At 48.5% G+C, this 16,888-nt stretch carries 13 protein-coding genes; 1 reads left to right on the forward strand and 12 read right to left on the reverse strand.

The genetic code is table 11. From position 1 onward, the window contains the following. Window position 1: 1 nt before the first annotated feature. The 6 genes from HOK28_02025 to HOK28_02050 all read right to left on the reverse strand — a co-directional run bounded on the left by HOK28_02025 (window position 2) and on the right by HOK28_02050 (window position 6,986). A complete protein-coding gene (locus tag HOK28_02025) occupies window positions 2-991 on the reverse strand; it encodes a hypothetical protein (protein MBT6431838.1) in 990 nt (329 codons plus the stop codon). Between the two features lie 17 nt (window positions 992-1,008). Then, on the reverse strand, window positions 1,009-2,301 hold the full coding sequence (locus HOK28_02030) for a beta-ketoacyl-[acyl-carrier-protein] synthase family protein (GenBank protein ID MBT6431839.1): 1,293 nt from the start codon (window positions 2,299-2,301) through the stop codon (window positions 1,009-1,011). Window positions 2,302-2,348: 47 nt separating this feature from the next. Beyond that, window positions 2,349-3,629, reverse strand: a complete 1,281-nt coding sequence (locus HOK28_02035) for a hypothetical protein (protein MBT6431840.1) — start codon at window positions 3,627-3,629, stop codon at window positions 2,349-2,351. 36 nt (window positions 3,630-3,665) lie between these two features. Then, complete coding sequence (locus HOK28_02040) at window positions 3,666-4,892, reverse strand: beta-ketoacyl-[acyl-carrier-protein] synthase family protein (GenBank protein MBT6431841.1); 1,227 nt, start codon at window positions 4,890-4,892, stop codon at window positions 3,666-3,668. A 39-nt stretch (window positions 4,893-4,931) separates the two neighbouring features. Further along, complete coding sequence (locus HOK28_02045; protein ID MBT6431842.1) at window positions 4,932-5,303, reverse strand: hypothetical protein; 372 nt, start codon at window positions 5,301-5,303, stop codon at window positions 4,932-4,934. A gap of 261 nt (window positions 5,304-5,564) precedes the next feature. After that, a complete protein-coding gene (locus HOK28_02050) occupies window positions 5,565-6,986 on the reverse strand; it encodes an ACP S-malonyltransferase (GenBank protein ID MBT6431843.1) in 1,422 nt (473 codons plus the stop codon). Window positions 6,987-7,301: 315 nt separating this feature from the next. Between HOK28_02050 and HOK28_02055 the strand changes: the two genes are divergently transcribed. Beyond that, window positions 7,302-8,276, forward strand: a complete 975-nt coding sequence (locus HOK28_02055) for a hypothetical protein (GenBank protein MBT6431844.1) — start codon at window positions 7,302-7,304, stop codon at window positions 8,274-8,276. A 183-nt stretch (window positions 8,277-8,459) separates the two neighbouring features. On the opposite strand, the gene HOK28_02060 is transcribed toward HOK28_02055, so the two are convergent. The 6 genes from HOK28_02060 to HOK28_02085 form a co-directional block, all read right to left on the reverse strand. Continuing rightward, complete coding sequence (locus HOK28_02060) at window positions 8,460-9,359, reverse strand: FkbM family methyltransferase (protein ID MBT6431845.1); 900 nt, start codon at window positions 9,357-9,359, stop codon at window positions 8,460-8,462. Window positions 9,360-9,654: 295 nt separating this feature from the next. Beyond that, on the reverse strand, window positions 9,655-9,834 hold the full coding sequence (locus tag HOK28_02065; GenBank protein MBT6431846.1) for a hypothetical protein: 180 nt from the start codon (window positions 9,832-9,834) through the stop codon (window positions 9,655-9,657). Window positions 9,835-9,855: 21 nt separating this feature from the next. Next, window positions 9,856-10,731, reverse strand: coding sequence for a DsbA family protein (locus HOK28_02070; GenBank protein MBT6431847.1), 876 nt, complete (start codon window positions 10,729-10,731; stop codon window positions 9,856-9,858). Between the two features lie 430 nt (window positions 10,732-11,161). Further along, window positions 11,162-12,121: a class I SAM-dependent methyltransferase gene (locus HOK28_02075; GenBank protein MBT6431848.1), complete on the reverse strand. Its 960-nt coding sequence runs from the start codon at window positions 12,119-12,121 to the stop codon at window positions 11,162-11,164. A 256-nt stretch (window positions 12,122-12,377) separates the two neighbouring features. Continuing rightward, a complete protein-coding gene (locus tag HOK28_02080) occupies window positions 12,378-15,986 on the reverse strand; it encodes a hypothetical protein (GenBank protein ID MBT6431849.1) in 3,609 nt (1,202 codons plus the stop codon). A 77-nt stretch (window positions 15,987-16,063) separates the two neighbouring features. Next, the coding region (locus HOK28_02085) for a hypothetical protein (GenBank protein ID MBT6431850.1) at window positions 16,064-16,888 on the reverse strand (825 nt) is incomplete at its 5' end.

Consider the following 16,888-nt stretch of genomic DNA (forward strand, 5'->3'; position numbering starts at 1 on the left):
GTTATGCAGCGGCCGCTGGTCCTGACTTTTCTCTATATTTTTCAATGATAGACTCAGTTCCTGAACGGCTGTATCGCTCAAAAGGTGCCTTCTTGAGAATCAGTTCGCCGATGGACCCAACAAAATCACCGTTGTTCAAATGCAGGTTTGCCTCTAGGGTCATGGTGTCATCGTTGTGCTCCACGACTTTCGCACGGCAGCGGTACGATGCATCCCCTTCAAAAGGTTTATCCATACGGAAGTTGCGCACTTGAACAGGCAACTTTGTATAGAAATAGTCCTGCTGTCCTGGGACATTGAGCATGCTGAAGGTCACAGCCGTTTGGAGAATGCTGTCGAAGCCAAGTGGCGATAAGATAAATGGCAGATTCTTAATTTCTGAAAACGATTGCTCTCGGTCACCAATTTGAAACTGGCTTTCGACCTGGTCTTTGGCTGGCGATAGGAGAAGTTTACCATTCAATGTTTGGAAGAGTGGCCCATGGGTGTTGATGAAATACTCATAGAGCTTGGCTTTTGTCATGTCGTAGCGATGTTGTTCCTTGGGAGGAACAATTTCTTTGCCTTGCTTGGAGTCGAGGCCAAGTGCAAACTCGGCACTGCAAATCACTACATTCTTGCGTTTAACTTCACCTTTGCTGTTTCGTAGCGCCCCTCGGATTTCACAAGCATAGTGACGACCTGAATCGTTGTTTTCTATTTTTCGAACATTTACGCGGATGGTGTAGCGTTCCTTTTCAAATACATGAACCGCGCGTCTGATATCGAGATTCTTTAGATTCAAAGGGAAGATGTCTTCTTCCGGATCAAGCATGGAGCAACCTTCAAGCATCATGTCCGCTAAGACAGCTCCAGGTATGAGGCATTTTCCTGCAAAGAAATGGTCGCGCATAAAGGGCATGAATTCCGAGCAGAGTGTGATGTCGAGTTCCAAGCTATCGTGTGTCTGGGCGTTTAATACGTTCCAGTGTTCAAAAAAGTATTTATTCATGTCTGTCTTCCTGAATTCTATCGGTTGAAACGTGAAAAGATGACCGAAGCATTCTGCCCACCGAATCCAAAGTTGTTGCTTAAGATGTGATCTACTCGGTGGTCTCGCGCCACTTCCGGTACGTAATCGAGATCAAGATCTGGGTCTCGCTCACCCCAGTTACGGGTGCCATGAACAACGTTATTTCGTAAGCTCTCGATACAAACGATTGCCTCGAGGGCTCCCGCTGCCATGATGCCATGTCCAATCATGGATTTGGTTGAGGACACGGGTATCTTGAGAGCATGTTCACCAAACACATTCTTAAGTGCTCGTGTTTCGCTTAAATCATTCATTTTGGTGCTTGTTCCATGGGCATTCACATAGCCAATGTCCTCTGGATTCAGTTCGGCAGTATCCAACGCTGCCTGAATGGTTCGTGTAGCACCGCTGGCTTCCGGGTCCGGGTCCGTTGCTCGGTAGGCATCACTGTAGGCTCCATAGCCTTTGATTTCGCAAAGGATATTGGCACCTCGCGCTTTGGCGTGCTCAAGTTCTTCGAGCATCAACACACCACAACCTGATCCCATCACAAAACCCGAACGTCTGTTGTCAAAAGGTGAACAAGCTGTTTCCGGATCAGGGTTGGTGGTGAGGGCTCCAATTCGGGTGAATCCAATCATGCCCGTAATCGAGAAATTGTACGCACCACCGGCAAGAATAGCGTCAAGGCGTCCTTGGCGAATATGGACAAAGGCCTCTCCAATCGCATTATTACCAGAGGCACAGGCAGTGCCTATTGCAAGTTGAGGACCTCGAATCTTGTAGGCACGACTCACGAAGTGGTTGATGCTGTCTGAGTCATGATAGGGCATTTTCTTGCCTACATTGTTTTGCGCTAAGAGGTCGTAGAACTTCTTTCGATTAAAACTCTTCCCGTCTGTGCATTTCGCCATAATGGGAGCTATCTGGCTCATGTAAACGTCGGTCGAGATATCTCTATCCGCTATATAGCTACCAATACGAGATGTGTTCGAAAGTTTCCTTGGGTCGAGTCCAGACTGCTGAACTGCTTCATAAGCAGCAAGAAAGAATGACTGGATATCATCGTCTTCCGGTAACCTTGAAAACAATTCGTTATCTAGTTCGGCGTATTGGTTGAAATCAACTTTTGGTAATGGCGCACCAATTTTAACAAGATCTCCTTTTAATTGGTATTCCGGAATAGAACGAATTGCGTTCTCTTGCTTTAGCACTTTGTGCCACAGTGTTTCTTTACCAATTCCAAAAGGGCTTACGGCACCCATTCCTGTTACTACGACTCTTTTCATTTTACATTCCATTTCTGGCAGTGGACTAACGAAGGCTTGCGCTTTGGCTAGCTCGACTTGTTTTCTGGTGTTTGAAGGATGATGCTGCAGACTGAACCAAAGTAATCAAAGCAATTTGATAATACGTTTTTATGATTCGTTATCCGCGCGTCGTGGCGGACATAGTCAATGCTCTGGTTCTCAAAGAACTCTCCATCGCCTAGGATGGGGGCGATGAAACCTTCATCGAGTTGGATAGCGGCGTAGGCTACATTGATTGAACTAGAAGCGCCAAGCCCATGGCCAATTGTTCCGGCGGTTGCAGTGATGGCCGCACCTTTACCAAAAACGTTTTTGATGGCGATGGCTTCGGCTTGGTCCAGTTTTGGGATGCCGCAAGCATTGGCTTGGACAACTTCGATATCTTCGGGCTTGAGACCGGAATCGATGATGCAATTTAACATATTGTCTTCGTATGCCTGCGCTATGTCTTGAATATCTAACTCTTCAAGATCAGGCAGGTATGACTGGGTGTAGCCTGTGATGTCTGCATAACGTTTGGCGCCACGTTCTTGCGCTACATCTGCGCGCTCGACAACGAGAGTGGCTGCGCCTTCGGCTACCCAAAGTCCATCTGAATCCTTGGCGAATGGCCTTCCACCTGATTTTTCAACTGAAGCAATACCCCGCTCATTAAGACGGTGAATTTGGTCCACTGCAGGCTCCCATTCGGAGCTTCCACAAACGATGCGCTTGGCGCGCTGATCAGCGATGGCGTACATTGCATTACCGATGCTTACCATGCCGCTGGCAACGCCGTTTACGCAGCTGTAATTGATGCCCTTGATGCCATTTTGAATCGAAATTTGTCCAGCGGTTGTGTTGGGGAGTCTGGGAAGAATCCACAGGGGAGGTAATTTACGATAACCCATAGAACCGAGTAGCTCGTAGTCTATGGTTTCATCAGACTTTACACAGGGTACAAAAGCCGCCCGGGTGCTGGCAACGCTGTTGTTAACGCCCGCACCATAGATGACTCCATTCCCGTCTTCGTCGGCTGAGATTTCTTGTTTTGTAAGCCCAGCATGCTTGAGTGCAAGGCGTGACGAAACGCTTCCGAACAATACGGGCCTGGTCATAAAACGAATGGACCGGCGGTCTTCGATGTATTGCTTGGGATCAAAGTCTGGAACCAACGCAGTGTAGATTGGAAAGTCCTCATCGGTGGTGGACGTTGTTTGTAGTGCTGACTTGCCGTTTTTGAGTCCGTCGATATGGGTGTCTAATTCTAGTCCCATTGGGGTGACGACTCCCACGCCTGTAATGGATATATGGTTTGTTTTACTCATGGTAGATTCCTCGGGTTCATATTTTCGTGATGTTGATTAGGCGGCGGCCATAACCAGCGATGCATTGTAGCCGCCGATTCCGCTGGAGTTAGAAATGCAATATTGCAGGTCGGTATTACGGTTTCCCTCAGCTACGTAATCCAAGTCACAGTCTCTGCATCCTTGTTTGAAATTGCGGGTTCGGTGAATGGTCTTTTCCTGAAGGCTTTTTGCGCAAATGGCTGCTTCAATAGCTCCACTGGCAGCAAGTGTGTGACCGAGCATCGATTTCGTGCTGTTGATTGGGACGCCTGGTGCTCTTTTTCCAAATAAACTTTTGATGGCTTGTGTTTCGACTGCATCATTGGCTTTGGTGGAAGTGGCATGCGCATTAACGTAGTCGATTGCTTTTTCGTCAATTCCGGCATTGGCCATAGCTTGTTGCATGGCTCGAATCTTTCCTTCTTCACTGGGGTCGGTTACTCGAAATGCATCCATTGTCATGCCGGTTCCAACAATTCTTGAAATTGGTTCTGCCTGGCGTTTTTCTGCATGCTTTGCTTCCTCGAGTACCAATACACAGGCACCTTCACCCAGAACAAAACCAGTTCGGTCTTTGTCGAAAGGTCTCATCGCATTGTCGGGAGAGTCGGATGGAGAGATCATTCCCAGTCGGGAATAACCACTTAGGTAAGGCGCAGCTAGCTTACTGGATGTTGCACCGGCAAGCATGACATCAGCTTGGCCAGTTTGAATCATACTAAAAGCATTACCAATTGCGACAGTGCCACTGGCACAAGCATTGACGACCGTGGACCCGTAGCCTTTGAGACCAGCGGCAATAGATAGATAGGAGAGCCATAGGTTTGGATAGGTATCGAGGAACCAGCGTGGACGGCGTCCTTCTAGAGGCTGGCTGCTGTAGCGCTCGGCCATTCCTGTTCCAGTACCAATGATGGCTCCAATGTTGTATCGCTCGCAGTCATCGGGTGCATTAAGAGAGGCTTCTTTGAGAGCGGACAGACCAGAGTAAACAAGCATGTTGGTTACTTTATTGGTGTTGCGAAGCAGTTTGGGGTTTAGGTTGAATTGGCTTAGGTCGAAGTCGGCCGCCGCAGCGGCCACATTGACACCATGTCCTTCAAGCTCAGGGGCAATGGAAGAAAGTTTATCGAATCCGTGCTCTCCTTCGAGTACGCTATTCCATACAGTATCTACACTGCTACCCAGGGACGTAACCATCCCTATGCCGGTAATTACAACATCGCGCTGAGTACTCATCATGCCAATCTCCTTATGCTCTCTGTTTTGTTGAGGCTCTTTTTATGCGCTGGCTCTATGGCTGATAAAATCGCTGAGGACTTGAACCGAAAAGAAAACGTTTGGGTCTTGGCTTTTGCTGAAGTCGGCGATGACGTTGGAACGGATATGGCTGTAGTCTTTTTCCAGCTTGTCCGTAACTTCCTTGTTAAGTGCTCCGGTTGTGTCGAAGAGATCGGCTTCTCTTAAGAAGGCAGGGAAGATGTCACCAGGATTTACTTTGCCATCAACTTCTTGCTCAATTCCGTATGCAATGTCGATGAAGTCGATGGACTCGACGGCGAGATCATCAATTAGGTTGGCATCTTCTTTGATATCGGAATCGTCAACGCCGAGTACATCTACTAGAATTTCTTTAACTACTTCTACACTCATTTTTTTTCCTCATGTATCGTTATTGAACGCGACATTAGGCCGCGTCAGTCTTGTTGTGTTGATATTCGGTACATGGATGTAACTTCTGACTCATTGAATCGTCTTTTCTTAACTGATTGATCAATCTAGTCGTGCATCTCTGGAACATGATGAATGGGTTTTGCCCACAAAACCCGTTAGGTCTGGACTTAAAGTTGCATAGGATTTGTGGCGAACGAGATCGGCTGGCTTCGGGGAAGACCGTAAAGGTGCTGGGTAGGTTTAAGCTACCTTGGCGAATGATGGCTCCGTACGGTGTACGGTAAGCTCGGTGCGAGGAGCCTCGACGCTGAATTGCTCGGCCCAAAGGTTCTGAATATTCATCGGAATTCCAAGAGTCCACATACGGCCGATGGCATGGATGAATGCGGTGACATCAGAAGTTTTTTTACTGTTGAGACTGATGCATGTATGCTCTTTTCCCTTTAGGATTCGACGAATAAGTCCACTGAGTACTGTTCCCGGCCCAACTTCTACAAATGTTCTTATGCCTGCTTGATGCATGTTATTGATTTGTTCCACGAATCGAACGGTATTGGTTATTTGGGAGGACAATGTTTTTCTAATAGATCGAGGTCCATCTGGATAAGGTAGTCCTGTGGTATTTGCATAGACTGGAATATTTGGAGTGCAGATATCCTCGCGGGTGAGAGTATCCAGGAAGGGTTTTTCTGCCGATTCAACTACAGATGAGTGAAAGGCTGTTGCCACAGGCAATCTCTGGACACGCAGCCCCTGAGATTCAAGCACAGCTTCTGCTTGCTCGATGGTATCGACCGTTCCTGAAAGGACCACCTGGTTGGGTGCATTGTCATTGGCCAATCGAACTTTTACATGATGCGCAAGAAGGATTTCCTCGACTTTTTTTGCTGGTGAACGCACAGCCGTCATTGCGCCCGGAATATTGGCGGCATCTCGCATGAGTTCGCCTCGACGGCGTGCCAGCTTAAGAAGTGTATCGCTGTCTATTGCTTTAGCTGCGTAGAGTGCGGTCAATTCGCCATAGCTATGGCCGCCAACAGCATCGGCTTGAATACCCAGACATTGTAGGAGGTTTAGGTAGGCCAAAGATGCGGTTCCAATGGCTGGTTGTGCCCATTGCGTATCGGTGAGCTGTTTGAGGTGTTTTTCGGGGGTTTGTTTGGATCCATGAGAATCGGGAAAGACTATCTCATTGATGGATTTTTTCTCGCCAGTGAATCGTAACTTAGCTGCTTGCTTCCATGCGGCAAGCGCGGGTTGCCAAGTTCTCGATAGCATTTCGGTCATGCCCAGATATTGACTTCCTTGACCTGGAAATACGAATGCCACTGGAGATGTGCTGGCCCCGGCGTTGTAATAAATCCCAGATTGCTTTGATATTTGTTTTTGGGGTTGGAGTCTTATTTGGCAAAGAGCTTCTCGGACATGGGAGATGAGCTCTTCTTGAGAAGTTGCCAAAATCGCGATCCGGTACTTGTATTGTTCCGTAGCGCTTAAATGATTTTGTTTGATTGTTTGTTCGCAGGGGATTGTGGGTTCTTCAAGTCGTAAAAGAAGGTTTCGGAGTTTTTTACCTAATATTGCAGGGGTGAGGGCCGAGAGTAGAATAGGGCCCAGAAGAGATGCTTGAGGTGTTTGGTTTTCTTGTTTTGTGTCAGTCATGTTGATGCAATCTCCTTGCCTATGCAGTGGTCCTTGTCGACTTTGTCGTTAGTAGATTCGCAACACGGTTTAGATTTTCGACATTTTTTTATAAGAAATTGATTAGAAATTGATTAATGTAAATTGATTAAGCAGGAAATTGATTAAAATTGATTAAGCAGGAATGGAAATTGTAAATTGATTATAAATTGATTAAGCAGGAATGTGTATATGTCTCACTTTGGTAGCTAAACTGTTTCATCTTGACTCATCACTACATTGACCTTCTGAATTTATTACGGTTTTTTCTGGCACATAGCTTGCGGTATTGTATGTATGCAGAAAGATACCGGCCAAACTCTCCAAATCACGCATGCTCGATATATTCAGTCAGGGATGATTTACCACATCATCAGTAAAACTCTTCGCGGGCAATTTCTTTTGGCCCCCAAGAAAGGTGTCTCTGCACTTTGTGGTGGAGTGGTGGCAATGGCTCGTCAAAACTGGCCTGAAGTTAAGCTTTATGGCTTTGCATTTATGTCTAACCATATTCATTTGATGGTATCTGGTCGCGGCGATGATGTGTCTGGTTTTGTTGGCTTTATAAAACGTGAAATCTCTCGAAGGCTTGGTCAGCGTTATAGAATGCCCGGTAGCTTTTGGCATCAGAGATATGTTGCTACAGCTCTGCCAACTGAAGAAAGCCAGGTTAAATGCCTTAAGTATGTTTTGAGCCAAGGCGTGAAGGAAGATTTGGTCGAGCGGCCAGAGCATTGGCCGGGCTTACATTGCGCAAAGCATTTAATGACCGGTTCTCAAATCAAAGCGCAGTGGTTTCATGCTACAGAATATCACCGCGCTAAGGTGAATCAGAAACAACGATTATATAAGAAGCGGCTCAATAAATCTGACTTTGTAGAGCAGCTAAAGTTAAGAGTGGATGCTTTGCCGGGCTGGTCACATCTCAGTGAAGCGGAGAGAAGAAGAATTGTTACTGGTTTAGTTGAAGAAATTGTGTCTCTAGAAACCAAGCGTAGGGAGCGTGAGTCGAAGAGGGTTGTTGGTCGCCGAGCAGTGAAGGCTATGGATATTAGCATCTGCACAAAGCCGTTATTGCCTCCTTGGTGGCGTGTACGCCGCCGTCAGTTAACAGCATGGGCGAAGAGATTTGATGAAGCTACCAGAGCTTATGTGGGCAATTATTGGTGCTTTCAACTTGCTTATCGTGAAGCCTCCTTAGGCCTGAAAAAATCGGTAGGTCCGGATGGATTTCCTGATAACTGTTGGACATCCTTATTATATCGAGCTTAGAGCAGTAGATACTTTGAAATAGATATGCCACCTAGGGACGCGTGCGTTCGCTGCTTAAAGTGAGAGCCTTTTGTAGATGTTAGAGATTGAATCAGTGCTTGAAATTTAGCTTAAAATGCTTGTTTCAGAAGTAAAAGACTTTGTTTTTCTCTATTCCTTAAACACATTCCTGCTTAATCTTCTCTAATCTTCTCTAGAGGGCGAAAAGTTGAATCGACCGGAACGGATAATTGCTGTTTTAAAATTATCATCGAGACCGTTCACAGGCATGAGTTGGTTTTGGATGCTTGATGGTATGGGGCGGTCTGGGTGGAAGCAGAGCATGTTGACTTCTGGGCGGTGCTGCTGAAACACATTGATTGAATTTTGGTAGAAATTATCAGGATTGAAGTAATTTTCGAGATGCCACATGCAAGTGTAGCCAAGGTTATCTAGGATCTCCAACAGTTCCCTGGACCCTGGCTCTGAGTTGTTTTCAACAAATAGCAGTGGTTTGTGGTTGGCTATCGTGTTCGATGCTCCTTTAAGTACCTGAGATTCCATCCCCTCGACGTCGACTTTAATCATGTCACAACGCTTTAGCGCCATGCTGTCGATAGTTTTTTGGGGTACTGGTTCACCAGTGCCGTCCTGTTCAATCTTTAGGCCAGCGAAATTAATTGTTTCCCAAGGCGGAAGCACGGGTACTTTAATGTCACAGCATATCTCGCCGACAGCTTGCTGAGAGAAGAGGACATTGAGGATTCTGTTAAGGGCAAGGTTGGCGCAAAGAAACTGGAAAGCGAGATGCTGGGGCTCAAATGCGTAAACAATACCGCCTGAGCCTTCCACCGCTTTGGCCAATGGAACGGTATGGGTGCCGATGTTAGCACCAACATCGAGAACGACGTCGCCGGGTTCGAGAAGCGAGACCAGAAGTTGCACTTCATGCTCACACCACTCACCGTATAAATCCATGCAACGACCAACAGAATAATCGTTCCTATTGTAAAGGATTAAACCGTGTTTACAGCGTTTGAGGTTAACCCAGTCTTCCTCAATGATAGCTTTGCTAGCGTCAATCTTGATATTTGCTCCACTCATGGCATTACGCTACCACTCTTGTACAGTTCATAAAAGATGTTAGAGCGCTTGAACGGAAATACGAGTCGCGCCTTCATGTACCTGGGTCTGTTCCAACTGATTTCCTCCGACCATACTCATGTATTTGTGAGTCAAGGTTCGATCTCCCACATCGTAAATATGCTGAAAGAGAATGAGAGTTCTACTCCAGTGACCTTGATTGGCATGCCGCAGCGTTTCTACATCGATATCGTGAACTAGCCTCGTAGGAGTCGTTTCAGTATCATCAATATATATTGTGTTCGGAGATTCTAGTTTACCTTCGTTTGTTCATCACTGCATAGTAGACGCACCGAATCGAACTGGGGGATAAATACTGTGCGGGTAAACCTTTGACATCACCGCGGGCCAGGGCATCTGCAGCTGCATAACACGCGGCATGAACATCCCAGCCGTCATTCACACGGTTACGTACATCTTCGAATTCGGCTCGCAATTTAGTTATGCATAATTTAGTTTAGATACTCTGACGACCCTTTATGACAATCTCGTTTTGATAGTATTGGGCCTTATTGGTCCCGCTCTTTTTGGCTTTGTCGAGTTCAGTCTCAATCAAGTCCTGGAGAACTTCGGTAGGCTGGAAACCTTTTAAGTATCGTCCATTGATAAAGAAAGCCGGCGCTCCTAGAGAACCTAGAATAGCGGCCGTGCGTTGGTCCGTTAGAATGTGCTCCTTATATTTGTTTTCTCGATAGCAGTTTTGCCACTTTATCAAGTCAACCTTGGCTGTCTTAGCATAGCCGAGTAGATCTGTATCTTCGAGTTCAAATTGGGTCTCGAAAAGAGTGTCATGAAACTCCCAGAACTTACCTTGCTCGTGTGCACACATAGATCCGTTCGCCGCCGGCATAGACCGTGTCCGACGCTCAAGGGGATAGTGTTTGAAGACCAATCGTAGATTCTCACCGTATTGCGTTTTCAGATCTTTGAGAATTGGAGCCATTTGGCCAGAGAACATCTCTTGGAAATTAAAGACATGTACTAGGGTAACCCAAGCGTCGTCGGGACCTTGAGTCGGTGAGTCCCCAACGCGAAATGAGTAAACCTTTTCAGGATCTGGGCTATTGTACCTTCGTTGCGAAGGATCAGCTTTAGCAGCACCTGCCCCTGGATCTTGAGCTGCGGCTTGTTTGGCAACGGGTTGCACTTTGGGTGGTGGCTTTACTCCTGGTCGCAGTGTTTGGGTCCCTAAAACGCTAACTTTAGCCAGGATTTTTTCCTGGTTGCCTTTGAGGTCTCGAAAATCATCTCGTGAGATGCAGCTCGTGAGCATCAGAGTTAGACCCATAGCAAGTAAAATAGCGGCCAATGGACGGCTCGAACGCATGATCATATCTTCCCCTCCGAGACGTGACAGGCACCAGGTGAGCATCGAATAAGTGAGAGTCTTTCACATCTCAGGGCATGTCAACGAAGACAACGAATTAGAAAGAGGTTTGTGGGAAGGGTCGCCCGAACCCGTTACTAATGAATTCAAGATTTCCAGTTTTACATATCTTGATGTATTTTTGTCACGGCAACGCTCTAAGCGAGTAAGAAGCCTCAATTAAAGTCTGCTCTTAGGGCTCTTTGATAAGAACTGCACCCTGTTTCTCAGAGTAACTCGTGCCACAACAACTCTTTAACTTTTAACCCTGGCACAATCGTCAGGCATCTCTAGAGCCTGGTAGACCTTCGAGGGTGACTGGCCGAAAGCATTCAGGCCCGGTACCCACGAGTAACCAAATTCAACCTAGGCTGATACGCGCGTAGTCGATCCCGAATTACTTCTTCACCGCAAAGACACAGACTGTCTGCCCAACCTGTTTACGCTGCATATTTTTTCGCTCAAACCAAGCCTCCAACTCTCCATCTGCCTTTAGCTTCTTTATCTTCTCTACGGCTGCCGCCAGCTCCCCCTCTTTACATAATGCAAAGGTCGAATCATTCTTGGCGAAGTACTCACTCTTCTCCACAAACCCGTCCAAATCAAAGTAAAGGTCGGCGTCGTACAAAATTTCGTCGTAAATATGTTCAAATCGCACACTGTTCGGATCAAAACCTGCTTCTTCTAATGCAGTTCTCATCGTCTCTACAGTAGGCGCGCGTTTCTCCCAGGCACTGAACGCATCAGGGATGCACTCCGCCCACCACATGCCGATTTCAACACAAACCGGAGGAGAGAAATTAATACTAATCCGGCCGCCGGATTTAAGAACTCTATACCATTCCTTGCAAGCTGCTTTAAGATCAGAGAAATCGTTGTCCGGACGCAGGTGGTGGACAACTTGGTTGTTAATCACCGCATCATACACTCCCGTTTTTAGCCCGGGCATGTCACACACATTATCTACAGAGAATGAAATATCCGCCCCAGAAACTGTCTTCAGATTAGGCAATAGTTCCCCGTCTTCAGTACTGGTTTTCAAACCGTCACCCGTGATTAATTGCTTAACGTTATTCCAAGCCTCTTTCACCATACTCATATTGAAGTCGGAACAATGAACTTTTTTCAGGTTATAAACATTCTCTCCACCCTTTTTCGTAAATTCGACGGTGTAATTTCCCGTCCCACAACCAGAATCTAAAAGATGAATATTGGAAAGGTCATGTGTGGGCGCTCCATCGATGCCATCTCCACCGCCTGAGATAAATTGAGCAATTCTTTTGGCAGCCAACGGGCGGCGTAGAGCTGTGTAGGTGGAGGCTTTTTCGTCGTAGGATTCGTAAGAGTGTGGCATCATTTACTTTCAAATTGAAGTTTCATCTGGACCCAATTCGCTCAGACACCATCAAAGGCGTTGCGCGACAGCTCATTAAGCACAGATTCGTATCTATTAGGAAACGCTATCTTATATTTGACTGCGTCATGGAAATCTAATTTGAAATTTAATTTAAATTTAATTTAGCAGGAACGTGTGTTTACTTAGGGCGCCAACTTCTTTCGGTTATGATTTCACGAGAGAGGTCGGGTGCACATATTCCTGCTTTAATCATTTCTCAAGGCACGCATTCTGCTGGAAATGCAAGGGTGCCGTTGAATTCCACATAGGTGGTGCTCGGTGACCGGTTGGGAATGGGCGCTTCGTTCATCGTGACTGTGTTGAAACCGTCGCCAAATGAAAAGTTCTTAAAGAGCTGGGTCCACGATTCCGTTTGTGGATTATCGCCGTCTTGGAGCCCGCCGGTGCTGCAGTTTGCAAGAGCCGAATTGTCGATACACTCCACATTGCCCGAGGATTGATAATTGGGAACGCAGCCCGCGCCGCTGGCGGGATTGTCGGGTGTCCAGTTGTTGCCTGAGCCACTGGTATTACACGTTTGCCAGGTTAATGCCGTGCCAGAGAGGCTGCCCGCGTTGAGGCTCACAGTGTTCGTATTGGTTCCCGCAGTGCCATTGGTATTCGTGTTGGTGGTTAGCCCTGAAACCGTGCTGGAGAACACCTGGTCCATTGAATAGTAGAGCACACCGGCATCGCCATTGCCTGGGTTGCCTTGTCCGTCATCGGACACTCTTATTTTTAAAACACCACGTTGAGCCGGGTTGCTGCCATCGGGAATCACAAAGCTTGCATCACCCATTCCAAAGGTGGTGCCGGCAATACGAAACATGCCCGTTAATTCATAGGTCAGGATATGAAAGGAGCAACCCAGAAACGGTTCTTCACAATAAGAGCCATCTCCCAGGGTATCGGCCCAACCTTCAGGGCAAGCGCATTCAAAGCTGCCGGGAATATTGGAGCAGCTGGCCACCAGGTCGCAGTGATTGATTCCCGTGATGCATTCGTCGATGTCCTCGCAAAGGGTGCCGTCTGCATAAACATCGCTGTATCCCTCGGGGCATGCGCCGCAGGTAAAGCTTCCTTCGGTGTTGGTGCAGCTCACCAGGTCGTCGCAATCGTCGCTGCCAAGTGAGCACTCATTTTGGTCGACGCATTGTGTTCCATCGCCGTTCACATCGGTATAACCCGCCGGGCAACCGCCGCAGGTAAAGCTTCCAGCGGTATTGATGCATTCAACCTCGGCCGAACAGTCATCGCTTCCCAAAGCGCATTCATCGATGTCCTGGCACTGTGTGCCATCTGCGAAGGCGTCGTTAAAACCTGTGGGGCACGCACCGCAGATAAAAGCACCATCTGTATTGGTGCACGATACCAGGGCATCGCAATTGGATGTCTGTGTTGCGCATTCATCAATGTCTGTGCAAACCCCGTCGATTCGGATGTAGCCGGGGTTGCAGTCGCCGAGAATGGCGCAGATAGGCGCTGCTCCGCTCCAATACCCATTGGCCATGCAAATACGTTCACCGCTATCACTCACGCCCATGGCAAACCCGATATCACAGCTGTAGGTCGCCGATGCTGTGTAACCCGTTTCGCTATAGGTAACATTGCCATTAGGAGCTGAAGGCGGCGCGCCGCAATCCACGGCTGTGCAAACCGCAGTGGGTCCATGCCAGCTGCCATCACCGCTGCAAAGCTGAGTGGCGCCGCCGACGGGCAGAATCAAATAACCTTCGTCGCATGCATAGCTGATTTCGCTGCCATAGGTTGTGGTATCCTGGTTGATAGAGCCGTGGGTGAGGGCGGCCGGTTCTCCGCAATCGATGATGGTGCAGGTAGGTGTTACGCTGCTCCAGTTGCCATTCTCATCGCAATAACGAATGGCGCCATCGATGGGCGTCATCAGCATGCCTTCATCGCACTGGTAAACCACAAGGCTTTCATAGCCTGTTTCAGAATAAGATACACTGCCGCCTGCAATCTCTTGCGGCGCATCACATTGAATGGCCTCACACGTGGGTACGGTGCCGGTCCATTGACCATCGGCTGCGCACACAAGAACACTGGCTTGCTCATCGGACGCTTGAAATCCTTCATCGCATTCATAATACACCTGGCTTGCGTAGGTGGTGCTGGCTAGAAACGCGCTGGCATCCCCAACCACCGGCGGCTCGCCGCAATCCACGAGGGCATCGCAGGTAGCGCCCATAAATCCAGGGAGGCAGGCGCACTCATAGTCGTTATCAACCTCGGTGCAGGTCGCTCCGTTTTGGCAGGGGTTTGTTTCGCATGCACTTAGCTCTTCTTCAGGGTCAGGGTTTTGAGGTTCATCGCCTGCCGGTGTTTCGCAGAGTTCACCGGTAAACGCCGGAGGACAATCGCAGGTATAAGTGTCGGGGGTGTCGTTGACGCAAATGCCGCCATTGACGCAGGGGTTATCTAAGCAGGGCCCGGTGGCAGCTGGAGCGATACAAAAGGTTTGCTCACTGGCGCCGGGTACGAGCCCCAGTAAATCGCCAATGGGAATATCGCAGGTATAACCGTCTCGGCATTCGGTGCTCTCGGTGCAAGCATCCAAGCAAAGCCCGAGATCAGCAAACCCGTAAATATCGAATGGAAACCCGCCCTGGGCCAACTCATCCAGGGTTTCGGCGGTAACGTTTTCAAAGGGCACAAAGCACGAACCGCCGGCCCCGCAATCGCTGTCGGTTACGCATTCTCCTTCGGTGGAACAATAGCCCCCGGGAAACTCAAGCCCGATACCTGCAAAATGTGCGGCGCTTGCTGGATCTGCATCGGGAAAAATCAGGTCGGCCACTGGCTTGTATTCTCGCAGACACAGTGGCGTGCCGGGAGCGGCGCATTGAATATCTTCCTCACAAGCCGAGCCTGCCAGCAGGCCATCACCTGGGACCGGTTCTTCGCCGTCGCATCCTGGTAAATTCCCCGAAATAACTATCTCTTCCACTACACTGTTTTCTCCAACTGCATCGCGCAAGGTCAATGCAATGCAGGTAGAGAGCTCAGGGTTGTCTACTATTAAAAAACTCCCACCCACGGCTTCTAAGGCATTCATGCCTTCAATATTGTTCAGCACAGCGTTCAGAGCGATGCGGAGCGAGCCGCCAATAGACGAGAGCGAGGTAAAGCCGCTCACCGAGAGTAGCTCATCCCCTGTGACAATGATGAAGTCTTCGCCTACGGTGAGCAGGTTTTCATACCCGCGAATGATTGTGAGCGAATCGTTGTCCATCACATTGAAGTTGCCTCCTATGGAGATAAGTTGATTGAAGTCTTCCATGAAGCTTAAAGATTCGTTGTGAAGGATATTGAAATCTCCGCCAATGGTTTCCAAGAGGGCAAGCCCGTCGATGCTTGTGAGATTTTCGTGGTGCGAGATATTCAGGTTTTCGCCTACAGATTGCAGGGCAGAGAGGCCATCTAAGTGCTTGAGCGAACGGTTGTTCCAAATGTTGACCTCCATACCCACGGTGGTCAATGCCGGCATGAAGAAGTGTTCCAGAACCTCGTTGTTACCGGTAAGCAGAAGGCGGCCATGAATTCTCTTGAGCAGTGGCAGTTGAAACGTAACAAGCGTTTCAGTTTTCACCGTCAGGTCGCCGGTGATGACGATATAATGGTCGATGTAGTTAACGTCTTCTTGGTCCTCAATCACAAAGCTGCCCACGTGCGTGGTTTGCTCGTAAACCGTCTGGCCGTTGGGGCCGCTGTTGTCGGTGTCCTCATGTCCCGATGGGCTATTCGCGCCGCTGCATCCAATCGTCATAGCCATGGTCAAGGCGACCAGCCAGTTTGTCCATTCCATTGTGAGCACCTTTCGCTCTTGTACCTGAGGAGAATTTGTACCTACGCCAAAAGACAATAAATCATGCATGGTGAAACCTATGGATTGATTTGCAGGCTTGATGCCGGCAAAGGTTGATTGGGAGAACACGTTGAACCGCCGCCAAAGCAGTGCCTGATTCGCAGCAAGGGAGAATAAGAATAGGATTCGTAATGGCGCGCAGCTATATCGATGTCGTGGGCGCCTTCGCCGAGATGAACACATCCCGTATTGGGGCTGGCGTTGGAGCCGTAGCCGGTTTCAGCTAGGGGGATACTTGTCGAATTGGCATTGATGTAAACTCGCCCGCAACTGTTGCGCCTACCAGCAATATCGCCTGGCCCGATACCTCCGGCACCCGTATCAACACTGAAGCAGTGGAGCCCGGTGTCGTCGGCATGGAATTGTCCGGTGAATAGAATTTGAAAGCTTCCCCAAATGCCAGTGTTGTTAGAGTGGCTCCAATTGGGTTCAAAGTCATAATGGGAAGGGTTATCGTAATCGTTGGTGCTTCCGGCGGCGTATCCCCAGCCCGCATGGATATCCATGGTTTGGTTGGAGTTATCAAAAAGTTCCCACATGGCCCCGTAATTGCCGCCAAAGAAAACGTTGCACTGGCCCGATGTGAAAAATCCACCAGGAGATTCGCCGATGATGGCGGTTAAACCATTGAAGGCAAAAGGGTCTGTGAAGGGGAGCCCATCCTCTGTTTCTTCGCAATCCGAAAGGGTATCGCCGTCGCTGTCGAGTCCATCGATGATGCAATCGCTGGCATCTATCGAGCAGGCCAGACAAGCCAGGTCGCCGCTGCAGTAATCGCCAGCCGATGCACAGGTGAGGCCTGCCAAATCACCATCTTCGCATTGCTCGTCGGAATCGATCAC

The organism is Deltaproteobacteria bacterium, assembly GCA_018668695.1.
Taxonomy (GTDB): domain Bacteria; phylum Myxococcota; class XYA12-FULL-58-9; order XYA12-FULL-58-9; family JABJBS01; genus JABJBS01.